Source organism: Streptomyces sp. TBY4 (assembly GCF_024213195.1).
In the GTDB taxonomy this organism is placed as follows: Bacteria; Actinomycetota; Actinomycetes; order Streptomycetales; family Streptomycetaceae; genus Streptomyces.
The window spans coordinates 202,553-218,884 of record NZ_JANAVF010000010.1; the positions used below are offsets into that span (position 1 = coordinate 202,553).

Consider the following 16,332-nt stretch of genomic DNA (forward strand, 5'->3'; position numbering starts at 1 on the left):
CCGTGCGGTGCCGCCCCGGCCTGTGCCGGGGCGGCACCGTCCGCGCGTCCGGCCGGCTCGCCGGCTCCCTAAGGGCGTGCTGTGAAGAGGGCTTCCGTGAACTCTGTGACCTCGCTGAAGCCGAGCCGGCGGTAGAGGCGCACGGCGGTGGAGTTGTCCGCGCGGACGTTGAGCCCGATGTGGTCCACGGTCTTCCGCAAGTGCCGGCACAGCTCGGCGACGCAGGCACCGCCGGCGCCCTGTCCGCGCACCCGCGGATGGGTGGTGACGTTCCCGATCGCGGCGACCCGGTACGGGGCCGAGTGGACGTGCACGCCCGCCACGGCGACCAGCCGGCCGTCCTGCCGGGCGCCGAGGTACTGCCCGGTGTCGAGCATGCGGTCGTCGAACCAGTTGCCCGGATAGGCCTGTTCGAACAGGTCGAGCAGTTCCGGGAGGTCCTCCCGGGTCAGCGGGGCGGGCCGCCAGGGCCCGGCGGGATACCGGTCGGCCACGGCGGGCTCGGTCAGCGCCATCCGCAGCAGGGTGGAGTGGGATCGCACGCTGTAGCCGGACTCCAGTACCTTCGCGGTGTTTCCGGTCAGGTGCCCGAGGAACCGCCGGGGGAGTACGGGCAGCAGCGCCTCGGCCAGCTCCTCCAGGGCGGCCGCCTGCCCGGGGCGGGTGAACCCCAGCAGCGTAGGCACGTCGCCGACCGCGTAGAGCAGCGCCACCGGCCCGTCCGGGGAAAGGGTGTACCAGCTGGTGTGGGGCCACGGCAGGTCGTCGAGGTCGCCGAGTTCCATCAGGTTCATGGCCGGGTCCCGTTCGAAGCGGGCGGCCAGTTCCGATCGGTCGTGAAGACTGTGGAGGATCACCCGGACAGAGTACGTCCGGGCCCGCCGGGCTCGACGGAGAGGTGGGCCGGGCCGCCGGCGGAGGCCGCGGGTGGCTGTGGATGCGAACGCGGACGCGGATGCAGCGACGCCCCGCACCGATGCGGTGCGGGGCGTCAGACTGCTGCGGTTCAGAGGGGACGGATGTCCTCGGCCTGCGGGCCCTTCTGGCCCTGGGTGACCTGGAACTCGACCTTCTGGCCCTCCTGGAGCTCACGGAAGCCCTGGGCGTTGATGTTGGAGTAGTGGGCGAAGACGTCGGGGCCGCCGCCGTCCTGCTCGATGAAGCCGAAGCCCTTTTCCGAGTTGAACCACTTCACAGTTCCGGTGGCCATCTTTTTGCTCCCTGTCGGGGACGAGGGCCCTCGCTGGTGAGGACCCTTGGGTGTGGGGTGCTTGCCCTGGTCCTCCGACGCTTGGTGAAGCGGTACTTCGGACACACGACTGCCGATCACGAGGCATGATCTACCCACTTGCACGAGGAGGGCAAACCGATGATCGGTTTGCCCCGGAACGAGCACTCCGCCGCAGGTCGCCGGGGCCCGCCACCGCGCGGGGCGGGAGCTGGTCAACAGGCCCGCCGGGATCTGCCCCTAGGGTGGGGCCCATGGAGTCTTACACGATGGGGCAGGCCGCCGAGCTGCTGGGCGTGAGCGTGGACACGGTGCGCCGGTGGGCCGACGCGGGCCGTTTCCCGACCCACCGGGAGGGAACCCGGCGCATCGTGGAGGGGCCGGACCTCGCCGCGTTCTGCGTGGAGGTGGCCCAGGAGGGCGCCGATGACGACGACGCCCCGCACACCTCGGCGCGCAACGCGTTCCCGGGGATCGTGACCGCGATCAAGCTGGGAGAGGTCTCGGCGCAGGTGGAGGTCCAGGCGGGCCCGCACCGGGTGGTGTCGCTGCTGACGCGGGAGGCCGTGGAGGAACTGGGCCTGCAGCCGGGCGTGACGGTGACGGCCCGGGTCAAGTCGACGAGCGTGCACGTCGACCGCGCCTGAACGCCTGTCCGGCGCTCACCCGCGGTACCGGAAGCACCGCCTCAGGCGCGGCGGACCCGCCACAGCCACGCAGTCGTGCAGGTCAGCAGGACGAGCGTCGCCAGGTTGGCCAGGTGGGCCGCGGTGTCACCGGCCGGGGCGGCGCTGGACCATGTCCAGACGCTGATGGCGACGGTCGGCAGCACGGCGGTGAGCAGCACTCCGGCCGTCTTCTGGACGGCGGTCCAGTGCACCGAGGTGCAGAGGAGCACCGCGCCGGTGACGCGGAACACGGTGCTGGAGAACCCCGCCGCGGGGACGTCGGGGAAGAGCGCGGCGACGAGGAAGGGGAGGGTGAGCATCAGGAGCGGGACCAGGGGGTGCACCTTCCCGCGCCGGACGGACACGCCGGCGCCGCCGGGGGCCGGTGCCGCGACGGCCCCGTTCCCCGCCTCGGCCAGGGCCGTCGCCGCGATCGTACGGGGGTCCCCGAGCTCTCCCAGGACCTCGCCGATCGCGACGTGGGGGCGTTCGGCGCGGGTCACCTCGATGTGTTCGGCGAGGTCGGCGAGGAGCTCCCGGCGGCGGTCGGCGGGAAGCGTGGAGGCCTCGCGTTCGACGGCGGAGAGGTAGTCGCGTACGGGGTCGGCCGAGGTCTTCATGCGGAGTCTCCGGTGGCGTGGTGCGGGGTGGTGAGGAAGCCGTCGACGGCGTTGCGGAAGCCGGGCCAGACGCGGGTGAACTCCTCGAGCGCGACACGGCCGCTGTCGGTGAGCGCGTAGTAGCGACGGGGTGGTCCGGAGGCGGACTCCTGCCAGGTGGTGGTGACCAGGTCGTCGCGGCGCAGCCGGGAGAGCAGCGGGTAGACCGTGCCCTGGCTGGTGGCCAGGGTGCCGGATTCCTCCAGGGCGTGGAGGAGTTCCACGCCGTACCGGGGCCGGTCCCGCATCAGGGCGAGTACGCAGTACTCCAGGACCCCCTTGCGCAGCTGGGCGGCCGCCCGGGCCTGCTTGGTCGAATCACCTGGTTCCATGCGATGCAAGATACCTGGTGAGGCGACCAGGCGGAAGGTGCGCGTGACCTCGCCGGATTTCTGTGGCCGATACTTGCTCGGGTGACGGGGGGAAGCACGGTCGCGGGTCAACCGGTAGGGCACGGGAACCGGTTCACGGCCAGGTCAAAGGGTGTGGGTGATCGCATGGGCATGTCGGTGCTGTCGGATGCCGGCGTGGCGCGTGAGGACAGGTTCGACTGGTTCTGCGAGGCGGTGTCCAGCGATGTGATGCCGATCATGCTCAGCACCCGGCACACGGCCGACTTCCGCGCCAGGATCACGGACCTGGACCTCGGGGTGGTGCGGTTGTCCTCCGTGGCCTGCTCGTCGGTCCTCTCGCGGCGCACCGCCGCCCATGTCCGGCGCGGTGATCCGGAGAACCTGCAGCTGGCCCTTGTCACGCAGGGCTCGTTCAGGATCTCCCAGCGGGGCACCGATTCGGTGATCGCGGGGGGACTCGTGCTCACGGACACCTCGCGGCCGAGCGCGGGGGTCTGCGCGGGCGGGCGGATCGAGTCGATCGTGCTGCAGATTCCCCGGCCCGCCCTGGGGCTGCGCCCGGACCGGGTGGACCGCCTCCTCGCGCGGAGCCTCGCCGCGGACGTGGGCTCGGGGGCCGTCTTCGCCGACTTCCTGAAGACGCTGCTCACCCATGGCCCGCGCTGCGGCCCGGAGGAACTGCGCGGAATGGGCTCCATCGCCCTCGACCTGGCCACCGCATGCCTCGCGCAGCAGCTCGGCGACCTCGGCGAGGCGCCCGCCGAGGTGCGCGCGCAGGAGGCCCTGCGGCGGATCCACCGCTTCGTCGAGAACAACCTGGGCGACCCGGCCCTGACGCCCCAGGCGATCGCCGACCGGCACAACATGTCCCTGCGGGCCCTCCACGCCCTCTTCGCCGACCAGCCCCTGAGCATCGCGGCCCACATCCGCGAAGGCCGGCTGGAGCGTGCCCGCGCCGACCTCGCGCGCGGGGAGCTGAGCGACCAGCCCGTCCAGGCGATCGCGGCGCGCTGGGGATTCTCCAGCGCCACCGCGTTCAGCCGGGCGTTCCGGGAAGCCTACGGAACGACCCCGACCGAGCACCGCGCGTCGGCCCCGGCCGCCCCCGCCACGCCGGACGACGCCGGATGTTAGTTTCGCTCCCATGATCGATCACCAGGCCGAGACCAGGGCGGCCTACGACGGAGTCGTGGACCTGTACGCGTCGATGTTCGCCGACCGGCTGGAGACGCATCCCTTCTCGCGCGCCATGATCAACACCTTCGCCGAACTGACGCGCGGGTCGGGGAACCGGCGAGCGGCGGACGTCGGCTGCGGTCCCGGACATCTGACGGCCATGCTGCACGACCTGGGCCTGGACGCCTTCGGGCTCGACCTCTCCCCAGCCATGGTCGGCCACGCCCGCCGGGCGCACCCGGCGCTGCGGTTCGACGAGGCACGGATGGAGGCCCTGCCCGTCGGGGACGGCGAGCTCGGCGGCGTCCTGGCCCACTACTCGATGATCCACACCCCGCCGGAGGAACTGCCCGCGCTCCTTGCCGAGCAGGCGCGCGTCCTGGCGCCCGGGGGCCTGCTCCTCGTCTCGTTCTTCGCGACCGGGGGAGCGGACCCGGTCCGTTTCGACCACAAGGTGACGCCCGCCTACAGCTGGCCGGTGGACCGGTTCGCCGCACTGCTGTCCGGGGCGGGCCTGAACGTCTTCGCCCGGCTGATCCATGACCCGGCCTCCGAGCGCGGCTTCCTCGACGCCCACCTGCTGGCCCGCCGCCCGGCGGTCTAGACCGACCGGCTGCCGGAAGAGGTCCGGATCACACTCGGGACCCGTCCTCAGCAGGCATTTCCCGGTGTTAAGATTTTGTTTGATCGATCTCGATCGCAGGATTGTTACTCCCCGAGGACACCACCTTCGTCGCCCCGCGACGCCAAGGCGGTGCACCGCTTGAGGGGAGGCAAGGCCTGGGTAGCGCCGCGTGCGCGACCCGGGCCTTTTTTGTTGCCCGGATCCGGGCGGGAGAGATCGCGAACCGAAGCAGGATGGCAAGAGCCCCAGGATGCAAGGACGCATCATGAACACACCCGTAGCCGGACCCGGCACGCTGGCGGAGCAGATCCTCCGCGGCGTCGGCGGAGCCGAGAACATCGAGAGCCTCACGCACTGCGCGACGAGGCTGCGCTTCCAGCTCCACGACGGTTCGAAGGCCGACACGGCCGGGCTCGACGCCCTCGCCGGCGTCATGGCCACCGTGCCGCAGTCCGGTGACCGCCTGCAGATCGTGATCGGCGGAGCCGTCGCACGCGTCTACTCCGAGATCATGAACCTGCCGTCCATGGCGGGCGGGGGCACCCCCGGCCCGAAGTCCGACGCCGACGTCAAGGCCGCGATGCGGGCCAAGAGCCGTGGCCGGTACGCCTGGGTCGACAACTTCTTCGAGTACCTCTCGGACTCGTTCCGCCCGCTCATGGGCGTCCTGCTGGGCTCCTCGCTCATCATCGCGATCGCCTCCGTCCTCGACGCCCTGGGCTTCGTCGACTTCCGTGCCGCGGACAAGTCCGCCACCTGGGTGTTCGTCGACGCCATGTGGCGCTCGGTGCTGTACTTCCTGCCGATCATGGTCGCCTACAACGCGGCCAAGAAGCTGAAGGTCGACCCCTGGGTGGGCGCCGCGGTGATGGCCGCGGTGATGACCCCGAACTTCACCGGCATGCTCAACCCGAAGTCCGGGATCCCCGGCATCACCTGCACCACCAACGGGACCCTCGGCACCCAGGAATGCGTCGCGCACGTCTTCGGACTGCCGATGCAGCTGAACGACTACGGCGGCCAGGTCTTCGTGCCGCTGCTGATGGTGGCCGTGCTCGCCCTGGTCTACAAGGGACTGCAGCGCATCTTCCCGGAGACCGTCCACCTGGTCTTCGTACCGTTCTTCAGCATGCTGATCATGATCCCGATCACCGCCTTCCTCATCGGCCCGATGGGCGTCTGGGCCGGCAACGGCCTCGGCTCCGGTCTGTCCTGGCTGAACGGCAACGCCCCGATCGTCTTCGCGATCATGATTCCGCTGCTGTACCCCTTCCTGGTGCCGCTGGGCCTGCACTGGCCGCTGAACGCGCTCATGCTCGTGAACATCAACACCCTCGGCTACGACTTCATCCAGGGCCCCATGGGAGCCTGGAACTTCGCCTGCTTCGGCGCGACCGCCGGTGTGCTGCTGCTCTCCATCCGCCACCGCGAGAAGGAGATGCGCCAGACCTCCGTCGGCGCCCTGGCCGCGGGTCTGCTCGGCGGCATCTCGGAGCCCTCGCTGTACGGCATCCACCTGCGCTTCAAGCGGATCTACCCGCGCATGCTCGTGGGCTGCCTCGTCGGCGGCGTGATCGTGGGCGTCCTGGGCGGCGTGGACACCAAGGCCTTCGCCTTCACCTCCCTGCTGACCATCCCGGTCTTCTCCCCGATGGGCACCTACGCCATCGCGATCACCGCGGCCTTCTTCGTCTCGATGGCCCTCGTGTACTTCTCCGACTTCCGCACCCCGGAGGACCGCGCCCAGGCCAACGCCCTGCGCGACGCCGCCGAGGCGGCCGCCCGCGGGGAGGCCGCGCCGGCCGATGACCGCGAGCTCGCCACCGTCGGAGCGGCGGCGGCCACCGCGGGCGCTTCCACCGGATCCGCCCCCTCCGCCGCCCCCGCGGCTCCCGCCCCCACCCTCCCGAAGGGCATCGAGCTGGCCGCACCCGTCGCGGGCCGTGTCGTGGGCCTGGACGAGGTCGGTGACCCCGTCTTCGCCTCCCGCGCGCTCGGCGAGGGCGTGGGCATCGAGCCGGCCGACGGCCGCGTCGTCGCCCCGGTCGACGGAGAGCTGATCATCGTCGCCGCCACCGGGCACGCCTTCGGCATCCGTACCGCGGACGGGGTCGAGGTCCTCATCCACATCGGCATCGACACCGTGCAGATGAAGGGCGAGGGCTTCGAGGTCCGCGCCGAGGCCGGACGCCAGGTCTCCACCGGTGACCTCCTCGTCGAGGTGGACCTCGACGCCGTCCGCGCGGCGGAGCACCCGACCGTCACGCTCATGACCGTCACCAACACCGCCGACCTCACCTCGGTCGAGCCGCACACCGGGCAGACCGTCGCCGCCGGGGCGCCCGTGGTGACCGTACGGCGGTAACGACCGCCACCGGAACGACGCGGGCACGCGCCACCTCGTGGGGTGCGTGCCCGCGTCGTACCCGGAGTGCCAGACAATGCGGGATCATTGGGCGGTACCGGACCGCGAAAGAGAAGGAGAGCAGGCGTTGAAGGCGCTGCGTGTCCTCAATAACAACGTGGTCCTCGCGCGCGACGACAAAGGCCAGGAGGTCATCCTCACCGGCCGCGGCATCGGGTTCAGCTCACGCCAGGGCAAGCCCGTCGACCCCGCGCTGATCGTGCGCGTCTTCGTCCCGGCGGACGGCCGCGACCCCGACCACCTGAGCGAGGTCCTCGCCCTCATCGACGAGGACGTCCTGCGGGCCGTAGTGATCGCCCTCGACGAAGCCGGCATCGAGGGACGCGAATCCACCCGGCCGACCCTCGCCATCGCCGTAGCCGACCACGTCGTCGGCGCGCTCGACCGGGCCGCGCGGGGCATCGTCATCGAGTACCCGCTGCGCGCGGAGGTCCAGGCGCTGTACTCCACCGAGTACGCCCAGGCGCAGCGCCTGCTGGCGGCCATCAACGAGCGCGTGGACCCGCGACTGGAGGAGTCCGAGGCGATCGCGCTCGCGCTGCACCTGGTCAACGCGGGTTTCGCCACGGGTGACCTGTCCTTCACGTACACGATGACCGGGGTCATCCAGCAGATGCTGGCGGTGGTGAGGGAGCGGTACGGGCTGTCCGTCTCCCAGGAGTCCATGAGCGCGGCACGCTTCATCACCCACGTGCGCTACCTCTTCGTCCGCATCCAGCAGCACCGGCAGCTGAAGGGGCACGAGACCACGATCGGAGAGGGCATCCGCCGGCACTACCCGGAGGCGACCCGCACCGCGCAGCAGCTGGCGACGATCGTCGAACTGCGGCTGGGCCAGCACCTGAGCGAGGACGAGGTCTCCTACCTGGCCCTGCACGTGGCCCGCATGACCACGGAGCCGGACGGCACCGCCGTCTAGGCCGGACGCCGTCACCTGGTGGCGTCACCGGGCGGCGCGGGTCGTCCGCGGACAGGTCTCCCGGTACGCCGCTTCGCGGATCCGGGTCCGCCACTGGGCACGGTCGAGCCCGCCGCCGAGGCGGGAGCACAGGGCCGCCGCGACGTCCTCGGGAGCGATGGAGTGCTGCAGCGGCGGGGTGTTGCGGCCCTGGGAGCGCAGCGTCAGGCCGTCGCGTCCGAAGGCCAGGTCCCTGACCTCGTCCCCGGGGCCCAGCAGGGCCGTGCCCAGGGCCTTGCGGGATTCCACGTCCCACAGGCGGATCCGGCCCAGTCCGTCGCCGGTGGCGAGGGTGCCGCCGTCGGGGGAGAACCCGAGCGCGGTGATGGGCACGGGCTCTCCGGCCGCGGAAGGCAGCCCGTCGTCGAGTACGCCCAGCCGCTGGGTGAGATCGCCGTCCCACAGCGTGACCCGGCCGACGCCGTCGGCAATCGCGAAGAACCGGCCGTCCCCGCTGAACGCCAGCGCGAGCCCGAGCTCCCGCTGCGAGGCCGTCCGTTCGACACGGCCCTCGGGGAGCCTGACCACGGTGCCGCCACCGAGCACGAGCAGCTTCCCGTCGGGTCTGACGGCCATCGTGGACGGCCCGTTGGGGAAGTCCGCGATCTGCTGTCCGCTCGTGAGCTCGACCAGTATCGACAGGTCCCCCGAGAGAATCGCGTACACGGCCGTCGTCCCGTTCCGCCGGACCGGTGCGAGGGCGCTGACAGTCCTGGCGACGATCGCGTCGTAGGGCACGGGCTCGACGGGGAGGGCCCGCTGTCCCCGGACGTCCCACAGTCGGATCACCGAGCCCTGGGCATCACGCGGTCCGTAGGCGAAGAGGGTTCCGTCGGAGCTGAAGGCGCCCAGGGCCAGATCCGTGACCCCCTCGGGCGGCGCCGCCGGCAGCCTCACCGACGGGAGCCGTACGCCCGGTCCGGGGGCGCTCCCGCCGACCGGACGCTGCTCGAAGGAGTGCTCCTTGCCCTCCCTGCGCATGGTGATCGTGTGAGTGCCATCCGGGCCGGCGTACACGGGATCGGCGGAGAACCGGGCCCACGGTGTCCGCAGGGCCTGGCCGAGCGCGATGGTGGCCACGCCCAAAGTGCCCGCCCTGAGGTACCGGAGCTTCCCCTCGGCGGCGTCGAAGCGGACGTTCGAGGGCATCTCGTTCGGCAGCAGCCGGGAGAAGACGAGGGCGTTGCCCCGGTGGTCGTCGGTTCGCCAGAGCAGGACGGCGTCCTTGCGGAGACCGGCGAGGAAGGCCCCGTCGGAACTGAAGGAGATGTCGGTGACGTCGCGCGCCGCGATCAGATCACGGGAACGGCCGGCCCCGGCCTCCAGGTCGATCAGCTGCACTCCGGCGGTGAGCTTCAGGGCCAGCATCCGGCCGTCGGGGCCGAAGTGGAGCGTGCCGGCCGGACACGCGCCGCCGGGGATGCGCAGCAGGTGCGGGTCGGGTGCCGTGACCTTCTCGCGCCGGGCCACGTCCCAGACCTCGACGGCGCCGCCGCTCGCGCAGAGCGCGAGGCGCCCGCCGTCCGGGCTGAGGGCGACGGCGTCGCCGTTCTCGGCCGCGTCCGCGGCGAACACCAACTTCCTGCTGCGGACGTCCCACACCTCCGCCCGTCCCCGCACGGCCGCAGCCAGTAGCCGGCTGCCGTCACCCCAGGACGTGCTGGTCACCTCCGACGCGTTCTCGCGCACGATCGTGTCGTAGGTGCCGCTGTCGGTGGTGAGGTCCCACAGACGGATCTCGGCCGGTCTGGAGGACGGCCCGTCGACGGCTCCGCCCTGCCACGTCGACGCGGCCCACTGCCCGTCCGGACTGGGCCGCAGCGGGCTGGAGGCGACCACCTCCTCCAGGCCGGCCCGCCCGGGGGGCGGTGCCGGCTTGGGGGCGCCGGGCACGTTGTGCACGGACACCCGGCGCCGCGTGCGCAGGTCCCACCGCTCGACCTCGAGCTCCTTGTGCAGGGTGAGGGTGGTGCCGTCCGGGCCCAGCCAGGCGCTCTGGCGCTGCACGTCACCGGTCGCCACCTGGATGTCGGGCTCCGCGCGGTGGGTGTGGGCCGTGTACAGGGCCGCCTTCGTCTCCGGCGTACGGGCCATGCTCCAGGCCGCGAGGCCGAGCCGGGCCGCGGTGTCCGGGTCGGTGGCCCGCAGGCTGTCCGCGACGGCCGCCGCGTGCAGGGCCGCGGTCAGGAGCCGCCGGTCCCTGCCGGAACGATTCTGCTGCCAGGCGACGGTCCCCGCGAGGAACGCCAGTACGGTCAGCAGCGAGATCGTCGCCCGGGCCGCCCGCCGGCGGCGGACGGTACGCCGGTGGGTGGCGGTGCCGGCGGCGAGGAAGTCCGCCTCCAGGGGCGTGAGTTCGCTCCGGCCGTCTGCCGCGGTGAGCTCGTGCAGCTGGGTGAGGCGTACCGGGGCCACGCGTACCCCGGGGTCCCGGCCGACGGACTCCCACGCGCCGGCGGCCTCGGTCAGCCATCGGTGCAGCCGCAGCTTCTCGCGGTCCGCCTCGATCCAGCCGTTCAGCCGGGGCCAGGCCGTGATCAGCGTTTCGTGGGCCAGGTCGACGGTGTCCTCGTCGAGGGTGATCAGGCGGGCCCGGGCCAGGATCTCCAGGACCGCGGACGTCCGGCGGCCGTCCCCGACGGCTTCGAGCTCGGCCCTGGTGGTGGGCCGGCGCGTGTCGGGGGCACCGTCGCCCGGGGCGATCAGCCGGAGCATCACCTGCCGTGCGGTCCCGGCCTGCCGCGGGTCCATGGCCTCGTACGCCGCTTCGGCGCTCTGGGCGACGGCGCCGCGCATGCCCCCCGCCCGCTCGTACGCCTCCAGGGTGAGGGTACGGCCGCGGCGGCCGCGCCAGGTCTCCAGCAAGGCGTGCGAGAGCATCGGCAGCCCGCCCGTGAGGGTGGCGACCTCCTCGACGAGGGCTTCGGTCAGGGCCCGTTCGACGAGGAGCCCGCAGGCCGCGGCGGGCTTGGTGATCGCCTGGCGGAGCTCGGCCGGGGTCATCCGGCCGACGGGCAGGCTCGCGTCCCGGACCGCGGCCGCGAGGCCCGCGTGATCCAGGCAGCGGGCGTAGAAGTCCGCCCGGACTCCCAGCACCACGCGCAGCCGCCCGCCCGGGTTCCCGGCCTCGAGGAGGGCGTCGATGAACTGGGCTCGCTCCACCTCGTCGTGACAGAGCGTGAAGAGCTCCTCGAACTGATCGACCACGAGCCAGGTGTCGCCCGCGGTGTCGGCGGGGACGAGGGCGGAGCCGTGGGTGCCGAGCGGGTCTTCCCCCGGAGTGAGGATGCGGATCGCTCCCGGACGCGGCAGCCCGGGGGTTCCGGCATCGCGCAGCCGGGGAATGAGCCCGGCGCGCAGTAAGGACGACTTGCCGCTGCCGGAGGCACCGAACACCGTGACGACCCGGTGCCGGGCGGTGAGGAGCGCGAGGTCGTCGACCAGCCGGTCGCGGCCGAAGAAGAGGGCGTGGTCGTCCGGCTCGAAGCGGGCCAGGCCCCGGTACGGGGAGGGCTCCTCGGCCCGCTCCGCCGCCCGGGCGGTGCTGAGCTCCCCGGACACCAGCCGCCAGCGCGCCTCCCACTCGGCCGGGTCGCCGCCGCAGGCGGCCACGTACGCCAGTGCGACGGGCAGCGTCGGCAGTTGTTCGCCGCCGGCGGCCCGGGAGAGCGTGGCCACCGAGTAGGGGCCGCGGCGCGCCATCGCCTGGTAGGTGGGCCCGCCGGCCTCCTGGCGGAGCTTGCGCAAGGCGAAGGCGAAGCCCTCCACCGGTCCCGCCGCCGCGTCAAGCGGCTTCTCCTGACGCCCCACAGCCGTCTCCCGACCATCCGCCCGGTGCTGCCAGCAAGGACCCAACCGTGCCGACCGGCCGTGCCACAAGGCCGTTTCGCGCCGAGCCGGGCCCGGGGGTTTTGTTTCGCCGCTGGTGAGGGGCAGCGCAACAAACCCGCGACCCGGAAGGCTGGGCGCGCAAGGCCGGACCGGGCCCTCGCCCGAGGCGCCCGCCGGCACGACCCGAACTCTCCCGAGGGGGACCCTTGCGACGATTAGCCATCTCCGCCGCGGCGGCGCTTTCCGTGGCGCTCCTGCTCCCGCAGCAGTCCACGGTGGCCGCGACGACCGATCAGACCGTGGCCGCCAGTGAGACCCCGACACCGGACCAGCCCCAGGACACCGGAGGGGTTCAGCAGCTGGGCCCCGGCGTCTACTACGCGCAGAGCGGCTCCTTCCAGATCGCCGAGACCGACGCCGCGGCCGGCGCCGTCGGCCGCCGGCACAGCGTCACCCTCCAGGACGACGGCATCGCCAGGCCGGAGAACGCGCCCGAGTCCCGCAGCGACATGGGCGTCTTCGGCCCCAGCTGGGAAGCCGAGTTCCTGGGCGGCACCACCAACCGCAAGCTGCAGCAGCAGGGCGACGCCATCGTGGTCACCGACCTCGGTGTGGACGAATCGGTCCGCTACGCCCTCACCGACAGCGTCTCGTACCCGGACGGCGGCGGGGTGGGCACGTACCGGAGCGCCGACGGCTCCCGGATCACCGAGACGACGAACTGGGACGACACCACGGGGGACATGGTCACGACCATCGTGGAGACCCTCGAGGTGGACCTCTCTGCGACCGAGGCGGGCGACGACACCTTCGCCGGGGCGAGCGCCGACGAACTCAAGCCCACCTACACGTGGAAGCAGGCCGCGCCCGGATCCGACAGCTGGCGGGTGACGGGCGTCGGCAACCTCGCCCAGGGCACCTCCACCGTCGGCTACGACACGCAGGGGCGCGTCTCCTCCGTCACCGAGTCGGCCGCGGACCCCGAAGCCGTGGAGAACGTGTCCGTGAGGTACGCCGAAGCCACCACGGCCACCGGAGCGGTTCTCGGCGACTACGCCGGGCAGGTCAAGGAGATCACCGTCACCACCGGCGCCACCGTGCAGACCGTGGCGAGCTACACGTACGACAGCTCCGGCCTGCTGCGCGAGGTCACCAACCCCGTCGCGAGCAGCGAGCCGGACAAGACCTACACCTACGACACGAGCAGCCGCGTGTCCGAGATCTCCTCGGCCGACAAGGGGAGCTGGGACCTGGCCTTCCCGGCGGGGTCCGCCGCTCCGGACGCCGAGGCCGACGGCCCGGCCAGGCCGGCGGAGGACTCCGTCCTCGAGGGTGCGGAGGGCATCAACGACCCCGGCGCCACCGGCCCGCCGGCCTCCGACGTGCCGGGCGACGTCAGCGGAGCGAACGCCTATCCCGGCTACTGCTACACGGCGGTCTCGTGGCTCAAGTACACGATGAGCGGCTGCGCCGCGTGGGTGGCCCACAACGGCTGGCGCGCCCCGCAGTGGAAGCAACTGCCCGGCGGGCGCTGGGTGGTCGGCATCAGCTACGACCACTGCACCTCGTCCCCGGACAAGCCGTCCGGCTACGACTTCCGGTCCGCATGCGACATGCACGACTACGGCTACGGGCTGATCGGCAACACGTACAAATGGTACGTGACCCCCTACCACCTCGACCGCTACCGCAAGTCCGAGGTGGACGACGTCTTCTACACCACGCTGCGCGACTACACCTGCTCCGCCTACTGGCTGAAGAGCATCTGCCGCGGCATCGCCTGGACCTACCGCAAGGGCGTCAACTACGGCAACCCGGTCAACGGCGCGAACGCGACGCGCCCCTGACGTCCCGGAGCCGGGGCCGGGTGATGAACCGTTCCGTCATCCGGCCCCCGCTCCGCGTCCCCGCACCCGTGCGCCCCCAGACTCCCGGACCCGCCGATCTCAGGAGAACCGTGAGATTACGCATACCCGCCATGGTCGTCACCGCCGTGACCGCCCTGGCCCTCAGCACCCTGCCCGCACAGGCAGCGCCCCCGGACGACTTCCCGCCCGACCCCGTCGGCACGGTCGACCCCGTCGACCCGGCCCTCTACGACGCGGTCGCGGGCGGCAGGGCGGTCCGCGTCAACGTCGTCACCGAGACCCCCGCGGACCTGTCCGCCACCGCCGACGCGGGCGAGACCCTGCACACCTTCAGCGAAGTCCCGGTCCAGACCCTCCGCGTGGACGCGGCGGGCCTCGACATGCTGTCCGGCATCCCGGGCATCCTCAGCGTGACCGAGGACATCCCCGTACCGCCCTCCCTGAACGAGACGACCTCGCTGATCGGCGCCGACAAGACCGCCCAGAGCGGCTACGACGGCTCCGGCAGCGCGATCGCGATCCTGGACACGGGCGTCGCCCAGAACCACCCGTTCCTGCGCGGCCGCATCACCGACCAGGCCTGCTTCTCCACCACCGACGCCTCCTACGGCTCCACCTCCCTGTGCCCCGGCGGCGCCGACGAGCAGACGGGCCCCGGCAGCGCCGACAGCGAGAGCGGCCCCTGCGCCACGATGGGCGTCGCCTGCTCGCACGGCACGCACGTGGCCGGCATCGCCGCGGGCAACGGCAAGGACCTGGGCGGAGCCCTCCGGGCGGGCGTCGCGCCCGGGGCGGACATCGTCGCCATCCAGGTGTTCTCCAGGTTCACCTCGGCCACCTACTGCGGGGCCCAGCCGTCCTGCGTGATGAGCTTCACCAGCGACCAGCTCGCCGCGCTGGAAAAGGTGTACGCGCTCAAGCAGGCCGGCAAGCCGATCGTGGCGGCCAACATGAGCCTGGGTGCGGGCCGGTTCACCGCGGCCTGCGAGACCGACGCCCGCAAGGCGATCATCGACGGTCTGTACGGCGCCGGGGTGGCGACCGTCGTCGCCTCCGGCAACAACTCCTATACGAACGCGGTGAATTCCCCGGGCTGCGTGGCGTCCGCGGTCACCGTCGGCGCCACGACCGACGCGGACCAGCTCGCCTCGTACAGCAACCGGGGCCTGCTGGTGGACCTGTTCGCCCCCGGTCACGGCGTGATCTCCTCCGTCCCCGGAGACACCTACGGGACGAAGAACGGCACTTCCATGGCCGCCCCGCACGTCGCGGGCGCGCTGGCGGTGCTGCGCAAGGCCGCTCCGCAGGCGCCGCTCGGCGAGCTGGTCCAGGCGCTGGCCGGCACGGGTAAGAACATCACCTACACCGAAGGCACGACCCCGCGCGTCCAGCTGGACCGGGCCGTCGCCCAGGTACGCGCCAACGCACTGCCGGACCCGGCGGCGAAACCCCGGCCGACGACGGTCGTGAACACCAAGCAGGTCGTGATCCCCGGTATGGGCAGGGGTTCGGTCCTCGAAGAGGTCGAGGTCACCGTCCCCGGCAACGCGCCGTCGGACCTGGAGGTGGTGTACGGGGTCGAAGGCGTCAGCCGCGGCACCCTCGGCGTCGACCTGATCGATCCCGACGGCAAGGTGTACGTACTGGCCACCGCGGACCCGCCCGACACCGCCGCCGCGGAGAGCGGCGACGACGAGCTGAGCACGCCTCAGCGGGCCGGGCCCTTCTACTTCTCCTCGGTGATCGACGCCGGCGACTCGCCCGCGTCCGGCACCTGGAAGCTGCGCGTGGAGAACGGCAACACCGAATACGACAGCCGGCTGGTGTCCTGGTCGCTGGTGTTCCCCAACGCCGCCGCCGGGGGCCAGCCGGTGGCGGTCCCCGACACCGGGGCCGCCGTGGCCTCCCCCGCCGTGGTGTCCGCGGTCGGAGGCAGGGCGTCGCGGGTGACGCAGATCCAGATCGACTTTACCCACGAGCGGCCCGCCGACCTGGCGTTCCGCCTCCTCGCGCCGGGGGGCAGGACGTACGAACTGACGGGCGGCAGCGACTACGGAAATGCGGGTGAGGTGACCCGCTACTACGCCGTCGACGCGGGGGAGTCCCCGGCGGACGGCACCTGGACACTGGAGGCCAAGGACGCCGTCACGGGGGCGGCCGGAACTCTGAGGGGATGGAAGATCGTCTTCCCGTCCCTCGACAACGCGACGAGCTTCGCCGTCCCGGACAACGGCTCCGTCATGTCGATGACCGACTTCTGGCGAATTTCGGGCTCCGCGCCGAACAATCTGCGGGTCTACGTGGACATCACCCACGAGCGGCACGGTGACCTGAAGCTCGACCTCATCGGCCCGCGCGGTGAGGTGTATCCCCTGAAGGCCCCAGGTACACAGCCCGGAGGCAGGCTGAAGCAGGTCCTCGAGGTGGTGGACACCGGCGCCTCACGCAGCTACGGCAGGTGGGACCTGAAGGTCACGGACACGGTGAGCGGAGCCACCGGCACCCTCAACAACTGGACCCTCGTCTTCTGACGAGACCCGG

Annotated in this window: 12 protein-coding genes; 7 read left to right on the forward strand and 5 right to left on the reverse strand. The window is 72.1% G+C overall.

Annotation, left to right across the window (positions count from 1 at the left end; translation table 11 throughout):
- Positions 1-68: 68 nt before the first annotated feature.
- Entirely contained in the window at positions 69-857 is a 789-nt protein-coding gene (locus NLX94_RS24180) for a GNAT family N-acetyltransferase (RefSeq protein WP_254385117.1), read from the reverse strand.
- A gap of 149 nt (positions 858-1,006) precedes the next feature.
- Positions 1,007-1,210 (reverse strand): cold-shock protein, encoded by a 204-nt coding sequence (locus tag NLX94_RS24185; RefSeq protein ID WP_243336897.1) that lies wholly within the window; start codon positions 1,208-1,210, stop codon positions 1,007-1,009.
- A gap of 272 nt (positions 1,211-1,482) precedes the next feature.
- Between NLX94_RS24185 and NLX94_RS24190 the strand changes: the two genes are divergently transcribed.
- Positions 1,483-1,875 carry a molybdopterin-binding protein gene (locus NLX94_RS24190; RefSeq protein ID WP_254385118.1) on the forward strand — a complete coding sequence of 131 codons (393 nt, stop codon included), beginning with the start codon at positions 1,483-1,485 and terminating at the stop codon, positions 1,873-1,875.
- Between the two features lie 41 nt (positions 1,876-1,916).
- On the opposite strand, the gene NLX94_RS24195 is transcribed toward NLX94_RS24190, so the two are convergent.
- A complete protein-coding gene (locus tag NLX94_RS24195; RefSeq protein ID WP_254385119.1) occupies positions 1,917-2,516 on the reverse strand; it encodes a hypothetical protein in 600 nt (199 codons plus the stop codon).
- A complete protein-coding gene (locus NLX94_RS24200; RefSeq protein ID WP_254385120.1) occupies positions 2,513-2,887 on the reverse strand; it encodes a PadR family transcriptional regulator in 375 nt (124 codons plus the stop codon). Before NLX94_RS24200 ends, NLX94_RS24195 begins: the two co-directional genes overlap by 4 nt.
- A 153-nt stretch (positions 2,888-3,040) precedes the next feature.
- On the opposite strand from NLX94_RS24200, the gene NLX94_RS24205 reads away from it, so the two are divergent.
- The 4 genes from NLX94_RS24205 to NLX94_RS24220 all read left to right on the forward strand — a co-directional run bounded on the left by NLX94_RS24205 (position 3,041) and on the right by NLX94_RS24220 (position 8,053).
- Positions 3,041-4,042 (forward strand): helix-turn-helix domain-containing protein, encoded by a 1,002-nt coding sequence (locus tag NLX94_RS24205; protein ID WP_254385121.1) that lies wholly within the window; start codon positions 3,041-3,043, stop codon positions 4,040-4,042.
- Between the two features lie 10 nt (positions 4,043-4,052).
- Entirely contained in the window at positions 4,053-4,688 is a 636-nt protein-coding gene (locus tag NLX94_RS24210; protein ID WP_254385122.1) for a class I SAM-dependent methyltransferase, read from the forward strand.
- Between the two features lie 286 nt (positions 4,689-4,974).
- Positions 4,975-7,074 carry a glucose PTS transporter subunit IIA gene (locus tag NLX94_RS24215; RefSeq protein ID WP_254385123.1) on the forward strand — a complete coding sequence of 700 codons (2,100 nt, stop codon included), beginning with the start codon at positions 4,975-4,977 and terminating at the stop codon, positions 7,072-7,074.
- 127 nt (positions 7,075-7,201) lie between these two features.
- A complete protein-coding gene (locus NLX94_RS24220) occupies positions 7,202-8,053 on the forward strand; it encodes a PRD domain-containing protein (protein ID WP_254385124.1) in 852 nt (283 codons plus the stop codon).
- A gap of 24 nt (positions 8,054-8,077) precedes the next feature.
- Here NLX94_RS24220 and NLX94_RS24225 read toward each other — a convergent pair whose 3' ends face one another.
- Positions 8,078-11,902, reverse strand: coding sequence for a WD40 repeat domain-containing protein (locus NLX94_RS24225; protein ID WP_254385125.1), 3,825 nt, complete (start codon positions 11,900-11,902; stop codon positions 8,078-8,080).
- A gap of 227 nt (positions 11,903-12,129) precedes the next feature.
- Between NLX94_RS24225 and NLX94_RS24230 the strand changes: the two genes are divergently transcribed.
- Positions 12,130-13,770, forward strand: coding sequence for a phospholipase A2 (locus tag NLX94_RS24230; RefSeq protein WP_254385126.1), 1,641 nt, complete (start codon positions 12,130-12,132; stop codon positions 13,768-13,770).
- Positions 13,771-13,880: 110 nt separating this feature from the next.
- Complete coding sequence (locus NLX94_RS24235) at positions 13,881-16,322, forward strand: proprotein convertase P-domain-containing protein (RefSeq protein ID WP_254385127.1); 2,442 nt, start codon at positions 13,881-13,883, stop codon at positions 16,320-16,322.
- Positions 16,323-16,332 lie beyond the last annotated feature (10 nt).